This is a genomic window from Variovorax sp. TLI9-5A, from assembly GCF_056867935.1.
Genome location: NZ_CP200310.1, coordinates 3,168,695 through 3,192,605, shown reverse-complemented (window position 1 = coordinate 3,192,605; position 23,911 = coordinate 3,168,695). Strand labels below are relative to the sequence as shown.

The 23,911-nt window shown below is 65.8% G+C and carries 22 protein-coding genes and 1 pseudogene; 12 read left to right on the top strand and 11 right to left on the bottom strand.

Annotation, left to right across the window (positions count from 1 at the left end; genetic code table 11):
• Window positions 1-96 precede the first annotated feature (96 nt).
• From AC1VNX_RS15115 to AC1VNX_RS15085, 7 genes and pseudogenes are all read left to right on the top strand, one after another.
• A complete protein-coding gene (locus AC1VNX_RS15115; RefSeq protein WP_483157428.1) occupies window positions 97-975 on the top strand; it encodes a bile acid:sodium symporter family protein in 879 nt (292 codons plus the stop codon).
• Window positions 976-1,033: 58 nt separating this feature from the next.
• A pseudogene (locus AC1VNX_RS15110) lies at window positions 1,034-1,237 on the top strand (NAD(P)-dependent oxidoreductase); the annotation flags it as partial.
• Window positions 1,238-1,412: 175 nt separating this feature from the next.
• Entirely contained in the window at window positions 1,413-3,983 is a 2,571-nt protein-coding gene (locus AC1VNX_RS15105; RefSeq protein ID WP_483157427.1) for a type VI secretion system Vgr family protein, read from the top strand.
• On the top strand, window positions 3,983-5,863 hold the full coding sequence (locus AC1VNX_RS15100) for an esterase/lipase family protein (protein WP_483157426.1): 1,881 nt from the start codon (window positions 3,983-3,985) through the stop codon (window positions 5,861-5,863). The genes AC1VNX_RS15105 and AC1VNX_RS15100 overlap by 1 nt, the downstream gene beginning before the upstream one ends.
• Window positions 5,864-5,905: 42 nt before the next feature.
• Window positions 5,906-6,844, top strand: a complete 939-nt coding sequence (locus AC1VNX_RS15095) for a T6SS immunity protein Tli4 family protein (RefSeq protein ID WP_483157425.1) — start codon at window positions 5,906-5,908, stop codon at window positions 6,842-6,844.
• A 250-nt stretch (window positions 6,845-7,094) separates the two neighbouring features.
• The gene (locus AC1VNX_RS15090) at window positions 7,095-7,400 is read left to right on the top strand and encodes a hypothetical protein (protein WP_483157424.1); all 306 of its coding nucleotides are present in this window, start codon (window positions 7,095-7,097) and stop codon (window positions 7,398-7,400) included.
• A gap of 287 nt (window positions 7,401-7,687) precedes the next feature.
• The gene (locus tag AC1VNX_RS15085) at window positions 7,688-10,015 is read left to right on the top strand and encodes a glycoside hydrolase family 3 N-terminal domain-containing protein (protein ID WP_483157423.1); all 2,328 of its coding nucleotides are present in this window, start codon (window positions 7,688-7,690) and stop codon (window positions 10,013-10,015) included.
• Between the two features lie 2 nt (window positions 10,016-10,017).
• On the opposite strand, the gene AC1VNX_RS15080 is transcribed toward AC1VNX_RS15085, so the two are convergent.
• Complete coding sequence (locus AC1VNX_RS15080; RefSeq protein WP_483157422.1) at window positions 10,018-10,377, bottom strand: hypothetical protein; 360 nt, start codon at window positions 10,375-10,377, stop codon at window positions 10,018-10,020.
• A gap of 175 nt (window positions 10,378-10,552) precedes the next feature.
• Here AC1VNX_RS15080 and AC1VNX_RS15075 point away from each other — a divergent pair, with 175 nt between their 5' ends.
• A complete protein-coding gene (locus AC1VNX_RS15075; RefSeq protein WP_483157421.1) occupies window positions 10,553-10,846 on the top strand; it encodes a hypothetical protein in 294 nt (97 codons plus the stop codon).
• On the top strand, window positions 10,843-11,193 hold the full coding sequence (locus tag AC1VNX_RS15070; protein ID WP_483157420.1) for a VOC family protein: 351 nt from the start codon (window positions 10,843-10,845) through the stop codon (window positions 11,191-11,193). The genes AC1VNX_RS15075 and AC1VNX_RS15070 overlap by 4 nt, the downstream gene beginning before the upstream one ends.
• 27 nt (window positions 11,194-11,220) lie before the next feature.
• On the opposite strand, the gene AC1VNX_RS15065 is transcribed toward AC1VNX_RS15070, so the two are convergent.
• Both AC1VNX_RS15065 and AC1VNX_RS15060 read right to left on the bottom strand, forming a co-directional pair.
• Window positions 11,221-12,516 (bottom strand): aspartate carbamoyltransferase, encoded by a 1,296-nt coding sequence (locus AC1VNX_RS15065; protein WP_483157419.1) that lies wholly within the window; start codon window positions 12,514-12,516, stop codon window positions 11,221-11,223.
• 64 nt (window positions 12,517-12,580) lie between these two features.
• On the bottom strand, window positions 12,581-13,585 hold the full coding sequence (locus AC1VNX_RS15060) for a LysR family transcriptional regulator (RefSeq protein WP_483157418.1): 1,005 nt from the start codon (window positions 13,583-13,585) through the stop codon (window positions 12,581-12,583).
• A gap of 102 nt (window positions 13,586-13,687) precedes the next feature.
• On the opposite strand from AC1VNX_RS15060, the gene AC1VNX_RS15055 reads away from it, so the two are divergent.
• Genes AC1VNX_RS15055 through AC1VNX_RS15045 form a run of 3 tightly spaced genes read left to right on the top strand, consistent with a single transcriptional unit; the run spans window position 13,688 to window position 16,601 of the window.
• On the top strand, window positions 13,688-14,917 hold the full coding sequence (locus tag AC1VNX_RS15055; RefSeq protein WP_483157417.1) for a pyridoxal phosphate-dependent aminotransferase: 1,230 nt from the start codon (window positions 13,688-13,690) through the stop codon (window positions 14,915-14,917).
• Window positions 14,914-15,900: a Bug family tripartite tricarboxylate transporter substrate binding protein gene (locus AC1VNX_RS15050; protein ID WP_483157416.1), complete on the top strand. Its 987-nt coding sequence runs from the start codon at window positions 14,914-14,916 to the stop codon at window positions 15,898-15,900. The genes AC1VNX_RS15055 and AC1VNX_RS15050 overlap by 4 nt, the downstream gene beginning before the upstream one ends.
• 14 nt (window positions 15,901-15,914) lie before the next feature.
• Window positions 15,915-16,601, top strand: coding sequence for an RraA family protein (locus AC1VNX_RS15045; protein WP_483157415.1), 687 nt, complete (start codon window positions 15,915-15,917; stop codon window positions 16,599-16,601).
• Window positions 16,602-16,705: 104 nt separating this feature from the next.
• On the opposite strand, the gene AC1VNX_RS15040 is transcribed toward AC1VNX_RS15045, so the two are convergent.
• The 8 genes from AC1VNX_RS15040 to urtA all read right to left on the bottom strand — a co-directional run bounded on the left by AC1VNX_RS15040 (window position 16,706) and on the right by urtA (window position 23,794).
• Entirely contained in the window at window positions 16,706-17,056 is a 351-nt protein-coding gene (locus tag AC1VNX_RS15040) for an alpha/beta hydrolase (RefSeq protein ID WP_483157414.1), read from the bottom strand.
• A gap of 154 nt (window positions 17,057-17,210) precedes the next feature.
• Window positions 17,211-17,552, bottom strand: a complete 342-nt coding sequence (locus AC1VNX_RS15035; RefSeq protein WP_483157413.1) for a zinc ribbon domain-containing protein — start codon at window positions 17,550-17,552, stop codon at window positions 17,211-17,213.
• Between the two features lie 14 nt (window positions 17,553-17,566).
• Entirely contained in the window at window positions 17,567-18,799 is a 1,233-nt protein-coding gene (gene fmdA / locus AC1VNX_RS15030) for a formamidase (RefSeq protein ID WP_483157412.1), read from the bottom strand.
• A gap of 38 nt (window positions 18,800-18,837) precedes the next feature.
• Window positions 18,838-19,539 carry an urea ABC transporter ATP-binding subunit UrtE gene (gene urtE, locus AC1VNX_RS15025; RefSeq protein WP_483157411.1) on the bottom strand — a complete coding sequence of 234 codons (702 nt, stop codon included), beginning with the start codon at window positions 19,537-19,539 and terminating at the stop codon, window positions 18,838-18,840.
• A 1-nt stretch (window position 19,540) separates the two neighbouring features.
• Window positions 19,541-20,284 (bottom strand): urea ABC transporter ATP-binding protein UrtD, encoded by a 744-nt coding sequence (gene urtD, locus AC1VNX_RS15020; RefSeq protein ID WP_483157410.1) that lies wholly within the window; start codon window positions 20,282-20,284, stop codon window positions 19,541-19,543.
• 19 nt (window positions 20,285-20,303) lie between these two features.
• Complete coding sequence (gene urtC / locus AC1VNX_RS15015; RefSeq protein WP_483157409.1) at window positions 20,304-21,497, bottom strand: urea ABC transporter permease subunit UrtC; 1,194 nt, start codon at window positions 21,495-21,497, stop codon at window positions 20,304-20,306.
• 28 nt (window positions 21,498-21,525) lie between these two features.
• Window positions 21,526-22,440, bottom strand: a complete 915-nt coding sequence (gene urtB / locus AC1VNX_RS15010; RefSeq protein ID WP_483157408.1) for an urea ABC transporter permease subunit UrtB — start codon at window positions 22,438-22,440, stop codon at window positions 21,526-21,528.
• 85 nt (window positions 22,441-22,525) lie between these two features.
• Complete coding sequence (gene urtA, locus AC1VNX_RS15005) at window positions 22,526-23,794, bottom strand: urea ABC transporter substrate-binding protein (RefSeq protein WP_483157407.1); 1,269 nt, start codon at window positions 23,792-23,794, stop codon at window positions 22,526-22,528.
• Window positions 23,795-23,911 lie beyond the last annotated feature (117 nt).

Genomic DNA, 23,911 nt, shown 5'->3' with positions numbered 1-23,911 from the left:
CGCGACAGGTGTTGGCGGCCATTTTTTTAGTGCCCTTTTATCGCCCGCACTACAACAACTACAAGAAAAGCAAGAACCAACGAGGAGACAAACCCCATGGACAGTACCGTCATCGTCACCCGCTTCCTGTTCGGCGCGCTCGCGCTGGTCATGTTCGGGCTCGGCCTTTCGCTTTCGCTCGCCGACTTCAAAAGGCTCTTCAAACACCCCAAGGCCGTGGCCATCGCGCTCGCGCTGCAGGTGATCGGGCTGCCGCTGGCCTGCTACGCGATCATCGTGGGCTTCGGCCTGCCGCCGGTGTTCGCGGTCGGGCTGATGCTGCTGGCGGCCTCGCCGGGCGGCATCTCGGCCAACCTGTTCTCGCACCTGTTCGGCGGCAACGTGGCGATGAACATCTCGCTCACCGCCGTGAACACGCTGCTTTCCATCGTCACGCTGCCGCTCATCGCGAACTGGGCCATCGGCCATTTCGCGCAGGGCGGCCAGGTGGTGCCGCTGCAAACGCGCAAGCTGGTGGAAGTCATCGCCATCGTGCTGGTGCCGGTAGCACTCGGCATGTTCGTGGCCTCGCGCCGGCCCGGCTTCGCCGCGCGCATGGAAAAACCCACCAAGATCTTCAGCGGCGTGGTGCTCGCGGTGGTGACGGTGCTGGCCATCGCCAACGAATGGAAGACCATCACGACCACCTTCGCGCAGATCGGCGTGCCGGTGCTGCTGTTCAACCTGCTGAGCCTGCTGGCGGGCTACTACCTGAGCCGCGCCGCCGGGCTCGACAAGCCGCTGGCCACTGCCATCAGCTACGAGATCGGCATCCACAACTCCACGCTGGCGATCTTCATCGCGGTGAGCGTGCTGGGCAGCTTCCAGCTGGCGCTGCCGGCGGCCATCTACTCGGTCGTGATGTACATCACCGCCCCGCTCTTCGGATGGCTGCTGCTGCGCCGCCCGGCACCGGTCACCGCGCCTGCGCGATGACCGGTGGATGGAACTCCGGCAAGGTCTGGGAGCTTCGCAGCATGGGCCGCGCCGCGGCGGCGCTCTGTCGGGCGCGTATCTCGACGTGTTCGCGCACGAGCCTTTGCCCGCCGACTCCCCCTTGCGGGACCTGCCGGACGTCATCGTCACGCCCCACACCGCCGGCCATTCGGACGGCAACGAGGCGCGCGTGGCCGGCATCTTTCCCGACAACCCGCGGCGCTGGGTGCGCGGCGAAGCTCTGCTGAACCGGGTTGCCTGAAACGGCCCCGATTTATTCCTTACGGAATTTAAATGGCCGAGCCTCGCGCTTGCGGCGAGGATTTCTTCACGCATTTCCGCGCTTTGCACGCTTCGTCATATCCCTCGAATCGCGCGCTCGAATAATCCGAAAAAACTAATTTCGGTCGAGCAATCGACTATTCAGGGAGGATCCCGTGACCAAGCCCATCCTGGCCGGCCGTCGCGTCACCATTGCCACGCCCGTCGGCGAGGCGCTGCAATTCCACCGGCTGGTCGGCCGCGAGGCGCTGAGCCGCGCCTACGCCTTCGATGTCGACCTGCTGGGCCGCAGCAACGCCATCGACCCCAAGGCACTCCTCGGCAGGACGGCCACGGTGTCGATGCAGACCGAGCACGGCGACATACGCCATCTCGCCGGCATCGTCACCCGCTTCGGCCTCGCGCGCGAAGACGCGCGGCTGTGCTTCTACGCGATGAGGCTGCGCCCCTGGTTCTGGCTGGCCACGAGGCGGCACGACTACAGGATCTTCCAGGACCGCAGCGTTCCCGAGATCCTGGCCGAGGTGCTGGGCCGCTACGGCCATCCCTTCGAGCAGAAGCTCACGCGCAGCTACCGGGTGTGGAACTACTGCGTGCAGTACGGCGAGAGCGACTTCGATTTCGTCTCGCGCCTGTGCGAGCACGAGGGCATCCATTACTGGTTCCGCCACGAGGCCGCGCAGCACGTGCTGGTGTTCGCGGACGACATCGCCAGCTCGCACGGCCCGCTGCCCGGCGGCGAGACCGTGCGCTACCACCCGCACGAGCAGTCGGGCATGACCGGCGGCGAGGAGCCGGCCGAACGCATCTACGCATGGGAGATGGCCGAAGACCTGCGCTCCGGCCACCACTGCACCGACGACTACGACTTCGAGAAGCCCAAGGCCGACCTGAGAAGCCGGCGCCAGATGCCGCCGGGCCACGACAACGACAGCCACGAAGTCTTCGAGTGGCCCGGCCACTATCTGCTGAACGGCGACGGCGACACCTGTGCGCGCATCCGCAACGAGGAGCAGCTGAGCGCGCGCAGCCTCGTCGGCGGGCGCTCCAACCTGCGTTCGCTGGCGCCGGGCCATACCCTGCGGCTGGCCGATCACCCGCGCGACGACCAGAACCGCCAGTACCTCGTGCTGGGCGTGGCCTACCACCTGCAGGAGAACCTGCGCGCCACCGAAGGCACGACCGCCACGCCGGGCGGCTCCATACAGCGCTTCGCCTTCGACGCGCAGCCCGCCAGCTTCGCCTGGCGCCCGCCGCGCACCACACCGAAACCTCGCACCGGCGGTCCGCAGACTGCAATGGTGGTCGGTCCCGCAGGCCAGGAAATCTGGGCCGACCAATACGGCCGCGTCAAGGTCCAGTTCCAGTGGGACCGCATCGGAAGCCACGACGAGAACTCCTCCTGCTGGCTGCGCGTGTCGCACGGCTGGGCCGGAGCCCAGTTCGGCACGGCCGCGCTGCCCCGCATCGGGCAGGAAGTGATCGTCGATTTCCTCAACGGCAACCCCGACCGCCCGATCGTCGTCGGCCGCTTTCACAACGCTGACGAGATGCCGGCGTGGAAGCTGCCCGACCAGACACACCTGACGGGCATCCGCAGCCGCGAACTCGGAGGCAGCCTGCGCGGAAACCACCTGGCCCTCGACGACAGCGCAAGCAAGGTGCAGGCCCAGCTCAAGAGCGACCACCAGTGCAGCAGCCTCAGCCTCGGGCACATAGGCCGCATCGAGGACACCGCCGGCCGCAAGGACGACCGCGGCCAGGGCTTCGAGCTGCGCACCGACGGGCACGGCGCACTGCGCGCCGCACGCGGCCTGCTGGTGAGCACCGAGCCCCGGCCCAACGCGCAGGCGCACATCACCGACATGGGCGAGACCATCGCGCGGCTCACGCAGGCGCGCGAGGTGCACGAAGGCATGTCGCGGCTGGCGCTCGATGCCAAGGCCCACGACAGCGGCGACCAGCACGAGGTCGCCGGTGAACTCAAGCAGCAGAACGACGCGATCCAGGGCAAGGGCAACCACACCGCGCAAGGCGAGTTCCCCGAGTTCATCCAGCCGCACCTCACGCTCGCGAGCCCCTGCGGCATACAGACCACGGCGCAGGGCTCCAGCCACTTCGCGAGCGCCGGGCACAACGCGCTCACCAGCGGCGGGCACACCAGCGTCGCCACGGCGAAGAGCTTCCTCGTCTCCGCGAAGAACGCGGTGCGCATGTTCGCCTACAAGGCGGGCATGAAGCTGGTGGCGGCCAACGCGGACATCGACATCGTGGCGCTGAAGAACAGCATCAGCGTGCTCGCGAAGATGGACATCCGGCAGGAGGCGAACCGGATCACCATCACGGCCGTCGAGGAAGTCGTCATCAATGGTGGGTCGAGCTACACCTGCTGGAATGCTTCGGGGATCGTCAACGGCACGCGTGGAACGTGGCGGGCGCATGCGGCGAAGCACAGCTTCATCGGGCCCGACAGTCGCACGCCCGACAAGATGAACCGGGATGTGCAGACGCGGTTCGACCAGGAGGTTCTCTTCCATCACATCGATGAGAAGGAAACGCCGGCGGCAAGGCAGCTCTTCGAGCTCGTGCGCAATGGCGAGCCCGGCAAGACAGCGGAACCGGGCCAGCAAGCCGGCGAGATCACCAGCGCCGACGGCACCACGCAGCAGCAGCGCTCGGACGGACCCGAGGCCTACAAAGTCAAATGGTTCAGGAGGGCCACGTAATGGCAGTACAAGGAGAAGAAGAAGACGCGTGGCTGGACTTCAGCCTGGGTCTGGACGGTTTCGCGGAAATCACCGCAGTGACGACGCCGCTCGACGACAGAAGAAAGATCCGGGTGCGCGTGCCGCCTGGCAAGCTCATTCCGATCGTGTTCCTTCCCGGCATCATGGGCAGCAACCTGCGCCTGTCCCGGGAACGGCAAGCACTGCTCAAGCGCATCAACAACCTTGCATGGTGGCCCGACAAGAGGGGCGATGCGTACTGGCGGCGCAATGCGAGCGCCGCGGCCCGCCAACTGAGGCTGGACCCGGACTACGTGGAGGTAGACCGCTACAAGGTCACTCACGAAGAAGTCGAGGGCAAGAGGAGCCACCGCTTCGACGCCACGGGCGACCTGACCGTCAGCTCCGACAAGCGCCACGACAACGTGCCCGACGATCTGGGCGACGTCAGCAAGCTGCTGATCACCGACCCGAAGGCCGATCCGACACACCCGCTGGCGATGAACCGGCAATGCTTCACCGCCGCACAGAAGGCCCGTGCGCGGGGGTGGAGCGAGGTAATGTTCAACGCCTACGGCGACATCCTCCAACTGATGGAGCGCCAGCTCAACGACATGCTGCGCCGCGAGGGCAAGAAGCACGTCATCTCGCCAGCGTGGCTGGACAAGAACAACCCCGAAGCGCTTGTGGGACGAGCGCCTTCGAGCTTCGGTGTTCACGGAGCACAGCCGCTGGGCGAGGACGACATACGCAAGATCGGCGAATGCTGGTATCCGGTGCATGCCTTTGGCTACAACTGGCTCAGGAGCAATGGTGTGGAAGCTCCATTGCTGGCCGAGAAAATCCGCCTGCTGGTCGACACCTACAACGAGAACGGCTTCAACTGCCCCGGCGTCATCATCGTCACCCACAGCATGGGCGGCATCCTGGCGCGGGCAATGATGCATCCGAAATACGGGAACATCAGGGACAAGATACTGGGCGTCGTGCACGGGGTGATGCCCACCACGGGTGCGGCAGCGGCATACAAGCGCATGCGAGCTGGCTTCGAGGCCAGCAACCACCCGTGGTGGGATGTCGGGGCAAACATCGTAGGCAACGTCACGCAAAGCTTGCTCGGCGACAACGGCGAGGAAGTTACGGCAGTGCTCGCCAATGCACAGGGCGGCCTTGAGCTGCTGCCTGCCGCCGCGTATGGCACGCAGTGGCTGCACCTGCAGGACGACAACGGCAAGCTCCTTGCGAAGTGGCCCCAGAGCGATGCGGTAAGCGAGATCTACACGTTGGATCGGGACAAGTGGTGGCGGCTGATCAATCCGGATTGGATCGACCCGGCAAAGCAGATCGACAGGCCGCCCAACAAAGGCGGCAAGACATCGGAGCAGATCGGTCCAGAGGCGACGATGGAGCGGATCAGAGAAGCCATGCGTTTCGCCGACGCGATCAAGGACACTTTTCACGAACGCACCTACGCGCATTACGGCAGCGACCCCGGGCAGCCCGCGTGGAACGAACTCGTGTGGAGGGTCGTCGATGGAGATCCGGCAGCAGCAGGAAATCCGTTGACGTGGACGCTGCTGCGCGGCAACAAGGGTGACAACGGTCAGGGGACGCTGCGGGTGAAAGGCTACGGCGGTGAAGTACTCAAGCTCAAGCTGCAGCCCCCGATGACGCCAAGCGACGGCACCGTGCCTGTCGAGCGGAGTGCCAGCAAGGTACGCGCCAAGCTGAAGTTCGTGCAGACAGGCTACGACCACCAAGACAGCTACAAGGCCTCGAACGCTACCGCTGCCACGCTCTACAGCATCGTGCGCATCGCCGCCGATCATGACTCCGCATGGTGGGCAAAAAAGGAATGGGACTATCCCGGCAAGACATGACAACGAGGGAGGACTACTTGCATGAACAGACGTATTGAACAGTTGTTCCAGCACACCAAGCTGCTGTGCTTCGGACGCTATGTACTGACCGTACCGGCGGACTCGCGGCTTGAGTTCGGGCGTGACTTTCCGACGCTGCCGGACCAAGCCAACGACATCGAGAAAGTACTGGCGGCCGAACGGGCAAAGATCCTGGCAGCCAACGGCACTGCGGAGATCAACTACATCGGCAAAGGCCCCGTCCCCAATACTTGGTTGATTCGCTCGTTCAAGAGTGCCTCGGCCAAAGATCTCGAGCTGGAGGGCTTCCGCATCTACTACATCGTGGGTCCGCACATCTTCATCGACGGAACCGCGACTGCCAAGAGCCAGAACATGACCGTCGAGCGGATCTTCAAGGACATCGAGGAGACCGCCGGCAGCCTGCGCCTGCGCTCACCCGACGAAGTCCCCACCGATCAGGGCTTGTGCCACGAATACGGCTTCACCCGAGTCGATGGCGCCGAGGGCGACGTCCTCACCCAGGTAGGCCTGCACATGGCCGCGCTGCCGGACGTGGTGTTCAGCGTCGAGAGCAACCAGACCGTCAACACCAACTTCGCCAGCAACAGCTACGGCCTGCTGAAGCTCATCGCCGATCGCAAACGCGAAGCCGGCAAAAGCTATCCCAAGCTCACAACCTTGCGCGAGGGAAAGAAGAAGGTCCATGGCTGGAACGGAGAGGAATCGCTGGTGCGCGCCGCCGAGGGTTTCCACGATTTCGAGTGGATGTTCATCGGCGAGAACGGCGGCAGCGTGGCACGCCCTGGCAACCTCAATGTGGCCATGTCCACCAAGGTGGCTGCGGACCGAGTTGGCGCGGCGGCGGCCTCCTCGCTCAACGACCAGGAAGCCATCGCCCTGTGGGACAAGCTGCTCGACGGCCTCAAGTTTCGCGTGGCCGTGCCCGGCGCCCCAGCCAGCGCGGTGGCGATCAAGTAAGCCGCCAGACAACCGAATCGGGGAGAAAACAACCAATGACGAAGACCAGCATGAATACGGCACTTTCGCGCCGACGTGCCTTGCAGGCTGCAGGGGCGATGGGCGCATTGCCCTTTTTCCCCACAGTACGCGCTCATGTCGGACCAGCGCATGCGGTGGGTTCCGCGAGCAACGGGCTGTGGCGGCCAATGGCAGATTCCGCGTCTTTCCGGCGTGGACCGTTCCAGACTCTGCGGGGGATGGACTCGGTGTGAGCACCACCAATCCCTGGCTTCGCCTCTTGGCGAACGTGGCAGGGTGGGCCTTCGCGACCTTCTGTGCATTCGCCTTCCTTGACGACACGCACGACGCGCTTCAAATCATGGTGCTGGCGGTACTGTTCATTGTCTGGCCGGCACTCATTTATTGGGTTTGTGTTCCAAAGGCAAGCAGTGTCAGGGGGCAAATCGTTCGCCTTGTGCTGTACCTCGCGGCGATGACTTCTATCGGCCTCGTTGCATTGGGTCTCGGAGTTCTGACGAGTATCTGTTTGTTTGGCTTCAAATGGAGAATGTGACCACAAGGAGCATCGCCATCACGCGAAAACCGATGCTCCGTTACGCTGTGAAAGTGCGCTCCCGGCCGCAGCCTCGCGCCCACACTGGCCAGCAATGCTGCCGTAGAGGAAGCTGCCCGTGACGATGCGCACAAGGTCATGGCCGACCGCATCAGCGCTGCCAAGGCTTCCTCGCTCAACGACGAAGAAGCCATTGAGCTGACGCTGAAGTGCGTCACATCCAGCAACAACCAGCGCCAAGACCCACCGCCAAGGGGTGACTCCCGATGCCTGCAGAATAGGAGGCCATGCACGTCCGATTCCCGCGCCCTCCGGCGCGCTCTCTCGCCCCCGCCTGCGCCCTCCTCTCCCTCGCGCTCCTTCTGCCCTCCGCCTCGGCCGCCCCCGATGCGTCAACGGCCGCCACGCCGCAGCCACAACAGCAGCAGCAATCGCAGCAAGACGCCGACGCCCGCATCGAAGCCCTCATCTCCCGCATGACGGTGCAGGAAAAAGCCGGCCAGCTCAGCCTGTACGGCCCGGCCGACATCGACACGCCCAACAACCCGCAGGCCGGCTGGCGCAATGCGCAGCAGGAAACGGCGGACGTGCGCGCCGGACGGCTCACGGGCCTTTTCAACAACGCGGGCGTCGAGGGCAAGCGGCGGCTGCAGCAGATCGCGATCAAGGAGTCGCGGCTGGGCATTCCGCTGATCTTCGGCGCCGACGTGATCCACGGCTTTCGCACGATGTTCCCGATGCCGCTGGCCGAGGCTTCGAGCTGGGAGCCCGCGCTGGCCGAGCGCACGGCGCGCGCGGCGGCTGTGGAGGCCACGGCCGACGGCTTTCGCTGGACTTTCGCGCCGATGGTCGACATCGCACGCGATGCGCGCTGGGGCCGCGGCCTCGAGGGCGTGGGCGAGGACGTCTTCCTCGCGAAGCAGTTCGCGGCTGCGCGGGTGCGCGGCTTCCAGGGCACCGACCTCTCGCGGCCCGACTCGATGCTGGCCACGCCCAAGCACTTCGCGGCCTACGGCGCGGCCGAGGGCGGGCTGGACTACAACGTGAGCGACATCTCCGAGCGCACGCTGCGCGAGGTGTACCTGCCGCCATTCCGCGCGGCGCTGGATGCGGGGGCGCTGTCGGTGATGAGCGCCTTCAACGAGATCGGCGGCGTGCCTTCCACCGCCAACCCGGCGCTGCTCACGGGCGTGCTGCGCGACGAATGGAAATTCCGGGGCTTCGTGGTCTCCGACTACACGGCCGACGAGGAACTCGTGGAGCACGGCTACGCGGCCAACCCGCGCGAGGCGGCCAAGCAGGCCTTCATGGCGGGCACCGACGTGAGCATGCAGAGCGGCCTTTACATGCGCTACCTGCCCGACCTCGTCGCTTCTGGTGAGGTGCCGGTGGCGCGGCTGGACGACGCCGTGCGCCGCGTGCTGCGCGTCAAGCAGAAGCTGGGCCTGTTCGACGACCCGATGCACGGGCTCGACGGGCTGCCCGCCTCGCAGCGCCCCGAGAACCCGGAGTTCATCACGCTGGCCCGCGAGAGCGCGCGCCGCTCCATCGTGATGCTGAAGAACGAGCGAATGCTGCTGCCGCTGCCCAAGGCCGGCACGAAGATCGCGCTGATCGGCCCCTTCGCCGAAGGCACCATCGACCTGATGGGCGCGTGGAGCCTGTTTCCCGGGCAGTCGGCGCCGGTGGGCATAGACCAGGGCCTGCGCAACGCGCTGGGGCCCAATTCGTCGGTGAACGTGGTGCGCGGCTCGGGCATCGAGTCGGCGCTGCCCGGCGGCATCGACGCCGCGGTAGCGGCCGCGCGCAATGCCGACGTGGTGCTGCTGGCCATCGGCGAGAGCCAGAAAATGTCGGGCGAGGCGCGCTCGCGCAGCGACATCGGCCTGCCGCAGGCGCAGCAGGACCTGGCCGAAGCCGTGGCAGCCGCCGGCAAGCCGGTGGTCGTGCTGCTGAGCAACGGCCGCGCGATGGCGCTGAAGGGCGCGGTGCGCAATGCGCGCGCCATCCTCGTCACGTGGTTCCTCGGCGTGCAGACCGGCAACGCGATCGCGGACGTGGTGTTCGGCGACTTCAATCCCTCGGGCCGGCTGCCCGTGAGCTTTCCGCAGACGGCCGGACAGGTGCCCTACTACTACGGCCACAAGCGAACCGGCCGCCCGTCGCCCGAGAACGCGCCCGACACGGCCTTCAAGACGCGCTATGTCGACGCGACGAACGAAGCGCTCTACCCCTTCGGCCATGGCATCGGCTTTTCGCCGGTGCGCTACGACAGCGTGGAACTGAGCAGCGAACGCATGCCGCTGTCGGGCACGCTGCGCGTGCGCGCGACCGTCACCAACACCGGCACGCGCGACGCGGAGGAAGTGGTGCAGCTCTACATCGCCGAGCGCGCCGCCAGCGTGACGCGGCCGGTGCGCGAGCTCAAAGGCTTCCGCAAGCTGGCCATCGCGCCGGGCGCATCGGAAGTGGTCGAGTTCACGCTCACGGCCGATGACCTGTCTTTCATCGGCCGCGATATGAAGCCGACCGTGGAGCCCGGCGAGTTCGACCTGTGGGTGGCGCCTTCGGCCGCGAGCGGCATCCGCAAGCGCTTCGTGCTCACGCGCGAGTGAGCTTATTCACCGGTCGCGTGGGCGACCGACGATGCAGGCAAGTTCGCCGATGCCACCGGCGGCGCCACCTGCGATTCCATGAGCTCCGTCGGATGCATGCTGTTGTTCGCGCGAACCGCCTCGGCCTGCACCTGTGCACGGTCCGCGCCCGACACGCCCGGCTGCGGCTGCGACTCGGCAACCTCGGTCGCATGAATGCCGTTGTTGGCGCGCATGGCCTCGTCGGCCACCGCGTCGCGCGACTGCGTCGAATGCGAGATCTGCGGATAGTCCGGCTCGGCACGGCCGCCCGCGTGTGCGAGCGAGGCCAGCATCAGCGCAGGTGCGGCCGCGATGCACAGGACAGTGTTTCGAACTCTCATGGTTGTCTCCTTGAGTGATGACGATGGGTTCACTCTAGGACGCGGTACTTATGGGCCGGTGAGAGTCTGCTTAGGGTGCTGTGAGAGTTCGCTTAGGTGCGCGTGAGCACGTGCGGCGCACTATTTCGGCGCGATGATGCAAGTACCCGAACATCATTCAACTCCCGCGAACCCCATGCCCAGCCATCGCCTGCCCATCGACAAGTACCTCGACCTCGTGTCCGACACCCTCGTCGGCAGCTACCGCTTCCACCCGGCAGGCCACGTGACCGCCACCATCGGCCAGAAAAACGGCCCATTGGCCGCCCCGGTGTTCAGCTACCGAGTGACGTCCGAAGACGCCGTCGAAATCATCGACTCCGACGGGCGCATCGAGCGGTGGACCGGCATCCGCGTCGAAGGCGAGCTGCTGCACGTCGAGCGCGATGGCCAACCCCGGACATTCACCATCAGGAAACCCGCGCCATGAAAGTCAAGCGACTGGTCGCCAACTTCGCGACCTCCGACCCCGCACGTGCCGCCGTCTTCTACAAGGACGTGCTCGGCCTCGACCTGCTCATGGACCACGGCTGGATCCAGACCTACGGCTCGCAGGCCGGAATGACGGTGCAGCTGAGCTTCGCTTCGGAAGGCGGTTCGGGCACGCCGGTGCCCGAGCTGTCCATCGAGGTGGACGACGTGGACACGGCCTTCGAGCGCATGAAGGCCGCGGGCTTCGCCATCGAATACGGGCCAGTCGACGAGCCGTGGGGCGTGCGCCGCTTCTACGTGCGCGATCCGTTCGGCAAGCTGGTCAACGTCCTCGCTCACGCCTGACGGGACGAAACGAGGAAGCCCGGTCCGTCAATCGAGTCCGTGGAAGATGCTGTCGTCCGGGCCTATGTGCGAGGGCGGCGTCCACGCGGCGTCGCGCATCGAGCGGCTCACCAGCTTGTCCACGCCGAGCAGCGTGGCGAAGATCGCCATGCGCACCGGGATGCCGTTGTCGGTCTGGCGGAAGATAGCCAGGCGCGGATCGTTGTTCAGGTCGACGCTGAGGTCGTGCGAGCCCGAGCGGCTGTCTCGCGGCAGCGGATGCATCACCACCACCTCGGGCTTGCAGGCCGATTCGACGAGCGCGCGGTTGATCTCGAAGGCGTTGTCGAAGCCTTCCAGCACTTCGTCATGCGCGAAGCGCTCCTTCTGGATGCGGGTGGCGTAGATGATGTCCGCGCCGGCCAGGCCCTGCGCCGGGGTGGCGGCGATTTCGACCACATGGCCGTTGCGGCTCACTGCCTCGACGATCTCCGTCGGCATGGCCAGTGAAGGCGGCGAGATCAGTGTGAACTTCAGGCCCTTGTACAGCGCCAGCAGCTTGATGAGCGAGTGCACGGTGCGCCCGTATTTCAGGTCGCCGACCATCGCGATGTGAGCCCCGTCGACCAGCTTGCCCAGGCGCGAGAACTCGCGCTGGATGGTGTACAAGTCGAGCAGCGCCTGGCTCGGGTGCTCGCCCGGCCCGTCGCCGCCGTTGATGACGGGTACGTTGGTGGCGCGCGCGAACTCCGCCACCGAGCCCCGCTCCGGATGCCGCACCACGATGGCGTCGACGTATCCGCTGATCACGCGGCTGGTGTCGTAGATCGATTCGCCCTTGGCCATCGACGAAAAAGTGAAGCCGGTGGTGTCGCACACCGAGCCGCCCAGCCGGCAGAACGCGGCGCCGAAGCTCACGCGGGTGCGCGTGCTGGCCTCGAAGAACAGGTTGGCCAGCACCGCTCCTTCGAGCACGCGGCTCACCTTGCGGCGGCGCGCGATGGGCTGCATCACGTCGGCCAGCTGGAACAGCTCGTCGATGGCGTCGCGGTTGAACTGGCTGACCGAGAGCAGGTGCAGCGAGCCCTCGACGGCCATCGACTTGCGCAGGGCCCCTTCATGTGCGCTTTGCGTATATTCACTGCGCCGGCCGTCCGAAGTCAGGATTTCGCTGACGAAGCGTCGCGCGACCTCGGGCATGGCCCTGAATTCGTTGGATTCGTCGGGCAGCAACCAGGCGTCGAGCGCCCTTCTGCGACTGCCGATGCGCTCGGCGAAAGCGTCGCGCGTCATGTTGAGTTGACGCATCGCGTCGCGGAGGAGCACCTGTTGCGGCATGTTCATGGACCGCGAATATATACTCAATGCGTATATTTTTGAAGTGTCGACAAGAAAAAACGAGAAAAATCTACCTTCTCGCCTTCCTCGCAGGCTTCTTCGCCACCTGCCGCACCGAGCGCTGCCGCAAGGTCGAGCCCGAGCCCCGCTGAGGACCGGCCGGCGCCACCTCGTGCTGGCTCGCCCGCAAGGTGAAGTCGCAGGTCTTCACGGCCAGCTCGACGATGCGCGCCAGCGCGGGGCTGGCGTTGTCGCGCCGGTAGACCGCGCTGTAGACCAGCGGCGGCGGCATGGGATCGCTCCTGACCACGCGCAGCAGGCCACTCCTGATGTCCGGGCGCACGTAGTCGAGCGCCTGCTGGCTGATGCCGAAGCCGCTGATCGTCAGTTCGCGCAAGACGGTCGTGCTGTTCGTCAGCAGCACCTTGCCGAAGCGGAAGCCGTGCTCGGCGCGCCAGGCCTCGTAGAACCTGTTCTTCGAGGCGCCGGCGGGCTGCTCGATCACCGGGTAGTCGGCGAATTCGTGCGGCTTCAGCGCCCGCTGCGGAATGCCCAGCCTCGGGCTCGCGATCCAGGCCTGGTCGACCTGCCCTACCTTGATCGATTCGAAGGCCTGTCCCCAGAAGGTGCCCGGCATGATCGTCAGGTCGAGCTTGTTGGCTTCCAGGCGCTCGAAGAGCGTCAGCCCCGCGTCGACCACCGGCTCCAGCGTCACCTCGGGATGCAGCTTCTGCAGCAGCTGGATCAGCCGCGTGAGCCAGGTCATCGCGATCAGTTCCGTCACGCCCACCCGGAAGGTGCCGCGCAGTGTCTTGTCGAGGCTGATGTCGTGCTCGATGCGTTGCCACAGGCGCATGGCCTCTTCCGCGAGCGGCAGCAGTTCGCGGCCGGAGTGGGCCAGCTCCAGGCCGTGCGAGGTGCGGTGCAGCAAGGGGCCACCCAGCGAATCCTCCAGCTCGGCCAGCCGCTTGGAGATGGCCGACTGCGTGGTGTGCAGCTTCACCGCCGCGGCGCTGAAGCTCTGGAGCTTGGCACTGAAGAGAAAGGCCTCCAGCTGCTTGAAGGTGAAGTTCATGCCTGCGGAATGTACGCCCGTGGCCCGCCAGGAAAAAAAGGAATACCGCGACGGTCCGATTTCTCGTTTGTCCCGCGGCGGGAGCACTTTGATACTGCGTGCATGCTTCACATCGCACCACGCCTGAATCGAATCAAGCCCTCTCCCAGTTCAATGGCCGGCCAGCGGGCGCGCGAGCTGCGCGCGATGGGCCGGGACATCCTCGGCCTCACCGCGGGCGAGCCCGACTTCGAGACGCCCGGCCACGTCAAGGAAGCCGCCATCCGCGCCATGTCGGACGGCCAGACGCGCTACACCGACGTGGGCGGCACGCCGGCGCTGAAGGAAGCCATCGCGGGCAAGTTCCTGACCGAGAACGGGCTGGCCTACACGCCGGGCGAGATCATCGTCGGCACCGGCGCCAAGCAGGTGATCTTCAACGCGCTCATGTGCACGGTCGCGGCGGGCGACGAGGTTATCGTGCCGGCGCCCTACTGGGTGTCCTACCCCGACATCGCCCTGCTGGCCGGCGGCGTTCCGGTCTTCGTCGATTGCCCGGCGGCCGCGGGCTTCAAGCTCCAGCCCGCCGACCTCGAGCGAGCCATCACCCCCAGGACGCGCTGGCTGATGCTCAACTCGCCGAACAACCCCAGCGGCGCGACCTACACGCGCGCCGAGCTCCAGGCGCTGGCGCAGGTGCTGCGGCGCCACCCCCATGTCTGGATACTGACGGACGACATCTACGAGCACCTGATCTACGGCGACCTCGAATTCGCCACCATGACCGAGGCGGCGCCCGACCTCAAGGAGCGCACGCTGACGGTGAACGGCGTGTCCAAGGCCTATGCGATGACGGGCTGGCGCATCGGCTACGGCGCAGGCCCCTCGGCGCTCATCAAGGCGATGGTCAAGCTGCAGTCGCAAAGCACTTCCGGCCCGAACTCGATCGCGCAGGCGGCAGCCGTCGCGGCGCTCACGGGGCCGCAGGACACCATCGCCAGCAACCGGCGCGAGTACGAGAAGCGGCGCGACATGGTGGTCGCAGCGCTCAACGCCATCGACGGCATCCGCTGCGAGGTGCCCGACGGCGCGTTCTACGTCTTCGCCTCGTGCAGCGCTCTCTTCGGCCTTCGCACCGGCAAGGGCACGGTGATCGACAGCAGCGACGACTGGGTGATGCACCTGCTCGATTCGCAGGACCTTGCCGCCCTGCAAGGCAGCGCCTACGGGGTGCCCACGCATTTCCGCATCTCCTTCGCCGCCAGCACCGAACAGCTGCAGGAAGGCTGCCGGCGCATCGCACGGGCGCGCGACGAACTCTCGGGTCAAGCCATCAACCAGGAACCGCAATGAAACTCCGCACCCTTCTCAAGCTGCTGCCGGCGCTTGCCATCGGCACCGCCTGGCTTGGCGCCACCCACGCATGGGCCGCCGACACCTTCCCCTCGAAGCCGATCAAGATCCTCGTGGGCTTCTCGCCCGGCGGCTCCAACGACATGGTGGCGCGCCTGATCGGGCCGAAGCTGGCCGAAGGGCTCGGGCAGCAGGTGCTGATCGACAACCGGCCCGGCGCCGGCGGCAACATCGCCGCGTCGGCGATGCTTGCGGCGCCTGCCGACGGGCACACGCTGCTGATGTGCACCACGGGCACGCTGTCGATCCAGCCGCATGTGCTCAAGAGCATACCCTTCGACTCCGAGAAGGACATCGTGCCGGTCACGCAGGTGGTCAACGCGCCCTACATGCTGCTGGTCAATTCGAACCTGCCGGTGAAGAGCGTGAAGGAACTCATCACTTACGCCAAGCAGAAACCGGGCGAGATCAACTTCGCATCCTCCGGTACGGCAACGGGCGGGCACCTTGCCGGCGAAATGCTCAAGAGCCGCGCGGGCATAGACATCGTCCACGTGGCCTACAAGGGCACCGGCCAGGCGATGACGGACCTCATCGCGGGCCAGGTCTCGATGATCTTCGACCAGCCCGTGAGCTCGATGCAGTACGCCCGCTCGGGCAAGCTGCGCGCGCTGGCGGTGGCCAGCCCGCGCCGGCTGCCGGCCTTTCCGGACATCCCGACCGTGGCGGAAGCCGGCGTTCCCGACTTCGACCCCGTGACCTGGGCCGGCATCTGCGCCGCGAAGAACACGCCGCCGGCCGTGGTCGAGCGCATCCAGCGCGAAGTCGCCAAGGTGCTCGCGATGCCCGAGATCGCCAAGCGGCTCATCGCCGACGGGCTGGAGCCCGTGGGAAGCACGCCGGAGCAGTTCCGCGCCTTCCTGGCGGCCGACAAGCGCAAGTGGGGCCGCGTGGTGAAGGACGCCGACGTCAAGGCCGAATGAACGGGAACCAGCGAATGAACCAGCTTCCAGACATCGTCCGCGACTTCGAGCGCGTCTCCTCCGACCTGATTCGCCAGGCCTCGGCCTTCCAGCCCGCCATCCTCGCCGACGTGGCCGGTCGCCGGGGCGCCCTGCACGGCCGCATCCAGGCCCTGCGCCACCGGATGAAACTGGCGGGCAGCGCGCTCACGGTGGAAGTGCGGCCCGGCGACAACCTGATGATCCACGCCGCCATCGCGCTGGCAAGGCCCGGCGACGTGCTCGTGATCGACGGCAAGGGCGACCAGAGCGCGGCCCTCATGGGCACGATCATGATGAACGCCTGCAGGCAGGTCGGCATCGCGGGCGTGGTGATCGACGGCGCGGTGCGCGACAGCGTGGAAATCGACGAAATGGGTTTCCCGGTGTTCTCGGTCGGCACCAATCCCAACGGGCCGACCAAGCTGGCCTCGGGGCGCATCGGGCATCCGGTGTCGGTGGGCGGCGTGGCGGTACGCCCCGGTGACCTCGTCATCGGCGATGCGGATGGCGTGGTCGTTGTCGAACGGGAGAAAGTGCAGACGCTTCTTCAGGCAGCAGCGAAGAAGGTCGAGGACGAGGCCGCGCGCATCGAGGCCATCAAGAACGGCAACACGGCGGCCAAATGGCTGGACTCAGCCCTGCGCAACGCAGGCGTGCTCAAGGAAAACGAGACCCTCTAGCGTCGGGCGTCATCAGCCGATGACGCGGACAACACGAAGCGGGCACGAAGAAAGGGTACGAAGAAAGGGCCCGAAGGCCCGTTCTTCATGCTTGCCGGTTCGGCTTAGAGGCCGGCTTGGCGCGTGAACGACACGCTGGGCTTCTTGTAGGCGGCCGGCACTTCGTCGCGGTAGAACGCGCGGCGGTCGAGGCTGGCGAGCGGGTCGTGCGCCTTGGCAACAGCTTCGGCCTGCACGGTCGCGCGGTTGGCGGTCGACGTGAAGGTCTGGGCACCGGCGCTCGACGCATCGCTGTATTCGTTGCCGGCGCGTGCGGCGGCAGCGGCTTGCGGTGCGACTTCGGCGCGGGTCACCGAAGAGTTCACGACGTGCACGCCGTCGTAGGTTTCTGCTTGTGCTCCGGCAGCAGCCAGGAGCGAGAGAGCAGCAGCGGCGAGGATCTTCGAGGCATTCATTTCAATCTCCTTCAGGGCAAACGGTTGGTTGGTGAGGAGAAGTTTGATCCTGAATGCCCCCGAAAAACGCACGCAAAATGAACCGCGGCGTTCACGGGATTGAAACAATGCGGCCCTTGAAAAGAAGCCCTTCGATACGGGCCGCGCCCCGTTTTCAGTGGCTGATCATCCAGGGCCGCCGCGATGGCGCCGACTTCGCGCCGCTCGGCGCAGTCACCGTCGCCCCACGCTTGCCTGAACCACAGCAGCCGCAACCCGCCGGATGCCTGAGCCGCGCATAGTCGCGCGAACTGGCCGGCTCATGCCGCGCGCGCTCGTTGGTTTCCATCGCGCGGCGCGTGCCCGAGGCCATCAGCGCGAGCCGGGGCGCCGCCGACAGCACGCGCGGCGATGCGCTTCCGCAGTCGGGGCACGCGGCCGGCTCGTCGCGCAGGCCCGAGGGCCGCAGCGCCTCGAAGCCGCCGCAATGCCCGCAGGCGTAGTCGTAGGTGGGCATGGGCGGGCCTTTCTTCAACGCAGGTCGTGCGACAGCGGCATGTCGATGCTGCCGTCGATGAACTTCACCGGGCCCGATGCGTTCGGGTTGATGTCGAAATCGAAGATGCCCGTGGGCAGCCACAGCGTCGCGCACGAATTGGGCACGTCGACCACGCCGCTGATGTGGCCCTGCACGGGCGCGGTGCCGAGGATCGAATAGGCCTGCGCGCCCGAATAGCCGAACTTCTTCAGGTACTCGATGGCGTTCAGGCAGGCCTGGCGGTAGGCCACGTTCACGTCGAGGTAGTGCTGCTTGCCGCTCTCGTCGACCGAGATGCCTTCGAAGATCAGGTAGTCGTTGTACTGCGGCGTGATGGGGCTGGGCTTGAAGATCGGGTTCTTGATGCCGTACTTGGCCATGCCGCCCTTGATGAGCGTGACCTTCATGTGCACCCAGCCGGCCATCTCGATGGCGCCGCAGAAGGTGATTTCGCCGTCGCCCTGGCTGAAGTGCAGGTCGCCCACGCTCAGGCCGGCGCCGTCAACGTAGACCGGGAAGAACACCTTGGAACCGCGCGAGAGGTCCTTGATGTCGCAGTTGCCGCCATGTTCGCGCGGCGGCACGGTGCGCGCGCCCTCGGCGGCGGCCTTCGCCCTCGCCTCGCCGGTCATCTTGCCCATGTGGGCGGTGCCCGCGAAGGGCGGATTGGCCAGGCCGGGCACGCGGTCCGGGTCGGTGGCGATGAGCGCCTTCTCGCGCTCGTTCCACATGTCGAGCATCGGCTTGTCGGGCAGGCAGCCGATCAGGCCAGGGTGGATCAGGCCCGCGAAGTTCACGCCCGGAACGTGCCGCGAGCTGGTGAACATGCCTTTGAAGTCCCAGATCGATTTCTGCGCCTCAGGAAAATGGTCGGTGAGGAAGCCGCCGCCGTTCTTCTTCGAGAAGAAGCCGTTGAAGCCCCAGAGGCTGTCCTGCTTCGCGCCGATGTCCAGCAGGTCGACCACCAGCAGGTCGCCGGGCTCGGCGCCCTTCACGCCCACGGGCCCCGAGAGGTAGTGCACCGTGCTCAGGTCGATGTCGCGCACGTCGTCGGCGCTGTCGTTGTTCTTGATGAAGCCGCCGGTCCAGTCGAAGGTCTCCAGGATGAAGTCGTCGCCCGGGTTGACCCAGCAGGCCATCGGGATGTCCGGATGCCAGCGGTTGTGGATCATCTCGTTCTCGGTGGGCGGCTTGGTCAGGTCGACCTTGATCAGCGTGTCCGTCATTTGCAGTGGCTCCTGGTTGGGTTGTGGTTGAGCGGAAATCAGACAGAGAGATAGGCTTTGATGTGATCCACGTCGGTCTTGTCGCGCGCGGTCTCGTGCACGAGGCGTCCACCTTCGATCACGAAGAGCCGATCAGCCACGTCCATCGCAAAGCTGAGCACCTGCTCGGACACGACGATGGTGATGCCGCGCAGCTTGCGGATCTCGTTGAGCGCCTTGGCGATGTCCTTGATGATCGAAGGCTGGATGCCCTCGGTGGGCTCGTCGAGCAGCAGGACCTTGGGGTCGGTGACGAGCGCGCGCGCAATGGCGAGCTGCTGTTGCTGGCCGCCCGAGAGGTTGCCGCCCTTGCGGCTCTTCATGTCCCACAGCACGGGGAACAGCGCGTAGATTTCCTCGGGAATGCGGCGGGTCTTCGAGTTCTCGAGCCCGGTCTGGATGTTCTCTTCCACTGTCAGTGTCGGAAAGATCATCCGGCCCTGCGGCACGTAGGCGATGCCCTTGGCCACTCGGCGAAAGCTCTCGTCGCGCGACACGTCCTGCCCCGCCACCTCGATGCGCCCGCTCTTCAGCGGCAGCACGCCCATGAGGCTCTTGAACAGCGTGGTCTTGCCCATGCCGTTGCGGCCCATGATGGCGATGGTTTCGTTGGCATGGCCGTCGAACGAGATGCCATGCAGCGCCTCGCTCTGGCCGTAGGCGACGTGCAGGTCTTCGACCTTCAGGTTGATGTTGCTCATGTCAGTGGCCCAGGTAGACGTCGATGACCTTCGGATCGGCCTGCACCTTCTCCATCGGCCCCTCGGCGAGGATCTTTCCCTGGTGCATCACCGTGACCTTGTGCGCGATCTGCTTCACGAAGGCCATGTCGTGCTCGATGACGATCACCGCGCGGTTCTGGCAGATGCGCTTGAGCAGGTCGGCCGTGAGCTCTCGTTCGCGCGCGCTCATGCCGGCGATGGGTTCGTCGAGCATCAGCAGCTCCGGCTCCTGCATCAGCAGCATGCCGATCTCCAGCCACTGCTTCTGGCCGTGGCTCAGCAGGCCGGCCTCGGTGCCGAGCCTGTCGGCCAGGCCGATCTCTTCGGCGACCGCCTGCACCCTGGCCTTGACTTCGTCGTCGCACTTGAAGGCGAGCGCGCCGAACACCGAGCGCCCCTTGGGAAACGACACCTCCAGGTTCTGGAACACGCTGAGGTTCTCGTAGATGGAGGGCGTCTGGAACTTGCGGCCGATGCCCAGGCGCACGCGCTTGTGCTCGGCCATCCTGGTGAGTTCGGTGTTCCTGAACTTGATGCTGCCGGCGCTTGCGCGCGTCTTGCCGCAGATCAGGTCGAGCAGCGTGGTCTTGCCCGCGCCGTTGGGGCCGATGATCACGCGCAGCTCGTTGCGGTCGATGTACAGCGTCAGGTCGTCGATGGCCTTGAAACCGTCGAAGGAGACGGTGAGATCTTCGACCGCGAGCGCGAAGTCGGTATTGCTCATGAGGTTGCTCCGCGTGTGTTCAGGCGCGCTGGCTGCCGATGCCTTCGGGCAGCTTGGGCTCGGGTTCCGTCACGACCGGTGCTGCAGGCGCGGCCGGGGCAACCGGAGGCTTCACGGCCGCATCGCGCAGTGCCTGCCGGCGCGACTTCCACCACGGGCGGATCTTTTCTTCCCACACGCCCGCGAGCCCCATCGGGAAGGCCATGGTCACGCCGATGAAGAGCGCCGCCATCAGGAACAGCCACAGATCCGGAAAGCTCTCCGAGAACAGCGTCTTGCCCGCATTCACCAGCAGTGCGCCGTACACGGCGCCCACCAGGCTCATGCGCCCGCCTACCGCGCAGAAGATCACCATCTCGATGGACGGCACGATGCCCACGAAGCTTGGCGACATGAAGCCCACCTGCAGCGCGAACATCGCGCCGCCGATGCCCGAGAGACCCGCCGCCAGGCAGAAGATGAAGACCTTGAAATTCGACACGTCGTAGCCGGAGAAGCGCACGCGGTCTTCCTTGTCGCGCATGGCCAGCAGCAGCGTGCCCAGCTTGCTGGTCTGTATCCAGCGGCACAGCAGGATGCTGCCCACCAGCAGGGCCACGCAGACGTAGTAGAGGACGTACTTGGCGCTGTCGGTGCGCGTGTCCCAGCCCAGCAGGGTCTTCAGGTCGGTCATGCCGTTCACGCCGCCGGTGTAGCCCTGCTGGCCGATGATGAGCACGGTGCAGATCAGCGCCACCGCCTGCGTGATGATCGCGAAATACACGCCGCCCACGCGCCGCTTGAACATCGCGAAGCTGATGAGCCAGGCCAGTGCCATCGGCGCCAGCACCACCAGCGCGAGGCTCAGCGGCAGGCTCTTGAAGGGCAGCCACAGCGTGGGCAGCTCGGTGATCTGGTTCCAGTCCATGAAGTCCGGAATACCCGGCGTGGTCTGGATCTTGGTGGAGACCGGGTCGGATGCCTCCAGCTTGAGGAACATCGCCATCGCATACCCGCCGATGCCGAAGAAAACGCCCTGCCCCAGGCTCAGCACGCCGCCGTAGCCCCACACCATGACGAGACCCACTGCCACGAAGGCGTAGGTGAGGTACTTGCCCACGAGGTTGAGGCGGAAGATGTCGAGCGACAGCGGCAGCACCACCGCGAGCAGCAGCACCAGCAGCAGGAGGCTGCCCAGCTGGTAGCGCTGGATCGAGGCCTTGATGAAATTCATCGGAACGTTCTCCAGGAGGGAATCGGATTCAGCGGCGCACCTTGACTGCAAATAGCCCTTGTGGCCGCAGCATCAGGATGAAGACGATCAGCGACAGCGTCAGCACCTTGGCCATCGAGCCGGTCATGAAGAACTCGGAGACCGACTGCGTCTGTGCAATGCCGAAGGCAGAGACCACCGTGCCGAAGAGGCTGGCCGCGCCGCCGAAGGTGACGACCAGGAAGGCGTCGACGATGTAGAGCGAGCCCGAGGTCGGCCCGGTGGAGCCGATGGTGGTGAACGCCGCGCCCGCCACGCCGGCAATGCCGCAGCCGATGGCGAAGGTGAGGCGGTCGGTCTTCTTCGTGTCGATGCCGGTGGCGTTGGCCATCGTGCGGTTGGCCACGGTGGCGCGCACCCTCAGGCCCCAGCGGCTCTTGTGCAGCGCGATGAGCACGCCGCCCGTGACCAGCGCGGTGAGCGCCAGCACGAACAGGCCGTTGATCGGAATGTCGAGGCCTTCATGCGGCGTCCACGAGCCCATGAGCCATTCGGGCAGCGTGGGGCTCACTTCCTTCGGGCCGATGAAGGTGCGAAAGATCTGCTGCAGGCCCAGGCTCACGCCCCAGGTGGCGAGCAGCGTGTCCAGCGGGCGCTTGTAGAGGTGGCGGATCAACGCCCACTCCACGATCCAGCCGGTGATGAAGGCGAAGACGAAGGCCAGCCCGATGGCGATCGGGAAGTAGTACGGCATGAACGCCGGCGCCAGGCTTTCGGTGATGCGTGCAGCCAGGTAGATCGAGTAGGCGCCGATGGTCATGAACTCGCCATGAGCCATGTTGATCACGCCCATCTGGCCGAAGATGATCGCCAGGCCCAGCCCCATCAGCAGCAGCACCGCGAAGAGGCTCAGCCCCGCGAAGCCCTGCATGAGGCCGATGTTCATCATGTCCGACAGAGTCATGGCGGGAAGTCCGGAATGTTGGAGTTGTCCCCTCTCCCGCCAGCGGGAGAGGGTTGGGGTGAGGGCCGACGGCCTGCTTGCTGGCTTACTGATAGCCCTTCGGGAACGGATCCGGCTTGATCAGCTCAGCCGACTCCGCCACCACCTTGAACGTGCCATCGAGCTGCCCCTGCCCGATGCGCGCCTTGCTCCACAGGTGATGGTTCGCATCCAGCTTCACGTACCCCTCGGGCGCCGTCTTCAGCTCGATGCCCGGCGAGCCCGCCACCACCTTGTCCACGTCGAAGCTGCCGGCCTTCTCCACCGCCGCCTTCCACAGCCACGGCCCGAGGTAGCCCGCCTGCGTCACGTCGCCGATCACGGCGTCCTTGCCGTACTTCGCCTTGAAGGCTTCCACGAACTTCTTGTTGTTCGCGTTGTCCAGCGTCTGGAAGTACTTCATCGACGAATAGAAGCCCGCGAAGTTCTCGCCGCCCACGCCGGTCATCTCGTCTTCCGTCACGGCCAGCGTCAGCAGGAACTGCTTGTCGCCGGTGATGCCCGCGGCCTTGAGCTGCTTGTAGAAGGCCACGTTCGAGCCGCCAACCACTGCGGCAAAGATGCAGTCGGGCTTGGCCACCTTGATCTTGTTGATCAGCGAGTTGAAGTTGGTGTGGCCCAGCGGGTAGTACTCCTCGCCCTTGACCGAGCCCTTCTGGAAGTTCTCGATGTGCTTGCGCGCGATCTTCATCGAGGTGCGCGGCCAGATGTAGTCGGAGCCCACCAGGAAGAAGGTCTTGGCCTTCTTCTCCTTCGCGCCCCAGTCCAGGCCCCAGATGATCTGCTGCGTGGCTTCCTGGCCGGTGTAGATCACGTTCTTGCTCTGCTCCAGGCCTTCGTAGAAGGTCGGGTAGTACAAGAGGCCGTTCTCCTTCTCGAACACCGGCAGCACCGCCTTGCGCGAAGCGCTGGTCCAGCAGCCGAACACGGCCGCGACCTTGTCGTTGACCAGCAGCTTCTTCGACTTCTCGGCGAAGGTGGGCCAGTCGGAGGCGCCGTCTTCCTTGATGACCTTGATCTTGCGGCCCAGGATGCCGCCCATGGCGTTGATCTGGTCGATGGCGAGCTGCTCGGCCTGGATGGAGCCGGTCTCCGAGATGGCCATGGTGCCGGTGGACGAATGCAGCTGGCCGACCGTCACCTCGGTGTCGGTCACGGCCAGCTTGGTGGTGTTGACCTTGGCCGTGGGGAACTGGCCCTGGCCGAAGCTCAGGCCGCTCAGGCCCATCACGGGCAGCGCGGCCGCGCCCTGCAGCAGGCGACGGCGGCGCAATGCCAGGGCATCGAGGGAAAGATCTTCTGAATCACGCGACATCAGGAAACTCCAGGCAGGTTGTGGGAAAGGAAGGCCGCGCACCATCACAGTGCATCGGACGGTGCCCCGAGCACCATGGCTGGAACTTTAGAAATCAGTGGCGTATGCGCGAATACG

What these genes read in the sequence shown, in the direction of transcription:
- AC1VNX_RS15115 (WP_483157428.1), top strand. Translation starts at nt 97, where the DNA reads ATGGACAGTACCGTCATCGTCACCCGCTTCCTGTTCGGCGCGCTCGCG.
- AC1VNX_RS15100 (WP_483157426.1), top strand. Translation starts at nt 3,983, where the DNA reads ATGGCAGTACAAGGAGAAGAAGAAGACGCGTGGCTGGACTTCAGCCTG.
- AC1VNX_RS15085 (WP_483157423.1), top strand. Translation starts at nt 7,688, where the DNA reads ATGCACGTCCGATTCCCGCGCCCTCCGGCGCGCTCTCTCGCCCCCGCC.
- AC1VNX_RS15080 (WP_483157422.1), bottom strand. Translation starts at nt 10,377, where the DNA reads ATGAGAGTTCGAAACACTGTCCTGTGCATCGCGGCCGCACCTGCGCTG.
- AC1VNX_RS15075 (WP_483157421.1), top strand. Translation starts at nt 10,553, where the DNA reads ATGCCCAGCCATCGCCTGCCCATCGACAAGTACCTCGACCTCGTGTCC.
- AC1VNX_RS15070 (WP_483157420.1), top strand. Translation starts at nt 10,843, where the DNA reads ATGAAAGTCAAGCGACTGGTCGCCAACTTCGCGACCTCCGACCCCGCA.
- AC1VNX_RS15065 (WP_483157419.1), bottom strand. Translation starts at nt 12,516, where the DNA reads ATGAACATGCCGCAACAGGTGCTCCTCCGCGACGCGATGCGTCAACTC.
- AC1VNX_RS15060 (WP_483157418.1), bottom strand. Translation starts at nt 13,585, where the DNA reads ATGAACTTCACCTTCAAGCAGCTGGAGGCCTTTCTCTTCAGTGCCAAG.
- AC1VNX_RS15055 (WP_483157417.1), top strand. Translation starts at nt 13,688, where the DNA reads ATGCTTCACATCGCACCACGCCTGAATCGAATCAAGCCCTCTCCCAGT.
- AC1VNX_RS15050 (WP_483157416.1), top strand. Translation starts at nt 14,914, where the DNA reads ATGAAACTCCGCACCCTTCTCAAGCTGCTGCCGGCGCTTGCCATCGGC.
- AC1VNX_RS15045 (WP_483157415.1), top strand. Translation starts at nt 15,915, where the DNA reads ATGAACCAGCTTCCAGACATCGTCCGCGACTTCGAGCGCGTCTCCTCC.
- AC1VNX_RS15040 (WP_483157414.1), bottom strand. Translation starts at nt 17,056, where the DNA reads ATGAATGCCTCGAAGATCCTCGCCGCTGCTGCTCTCTCGCTCCTGGCT.
- AC1VNX_RS15035 (WP_483157413.1), bottom strand. Translation starts at nt 17,552, where the DNA reads ATGCCCACCTACGACTACGCCTGCGGGCATTGCGGCGGCTTCGAGGCG.
- fmdA (WP_483157412.1), bottom strand. Translation starts at nt 18,799, where the DNA reads ATGACGGACACGCTGATCAAGGTCGACCTGACCAAGCCGCCCACCGAG.
- urtE (WP_483157411.1), bottom strand. Translation starts at nt 19,539, where the DNA reads ATGAGCAACATCAACCTGAAGGTCGAAGACCTGCACGTCGCCTACGGC.
- urtD (WP_483157410.1), bottom strand. Translation starts at nt 20,284, where the DNA reads ATGAGCAATACCGACTTCGCGCTCGCGGTCGAAGATCTCACCGTCTCC.
- urtC (WP_483157409.1), bottom strand. Translation starts at nt 21,497, where the DNA reads ATGAATTTCATCAAGGCCTCGATCCAGCGCTACCAGCTGGGCAGCCTC.
- urtB (WP_483157408.1), bottom strand. Translation starts at nt 22,440, where the DNA reads ATGACTCTGTCGGACATGATGAACATCGGCCTCATGCAGGGCTTCGCG.
- urtA (WP_483157407.1), bottom strand. Translation starts at nt 23,794, where the DNA reads ATGTCGCGTGATTCAGAAGATCTTTCCCTCGATGCCCTGGCATTGCGC.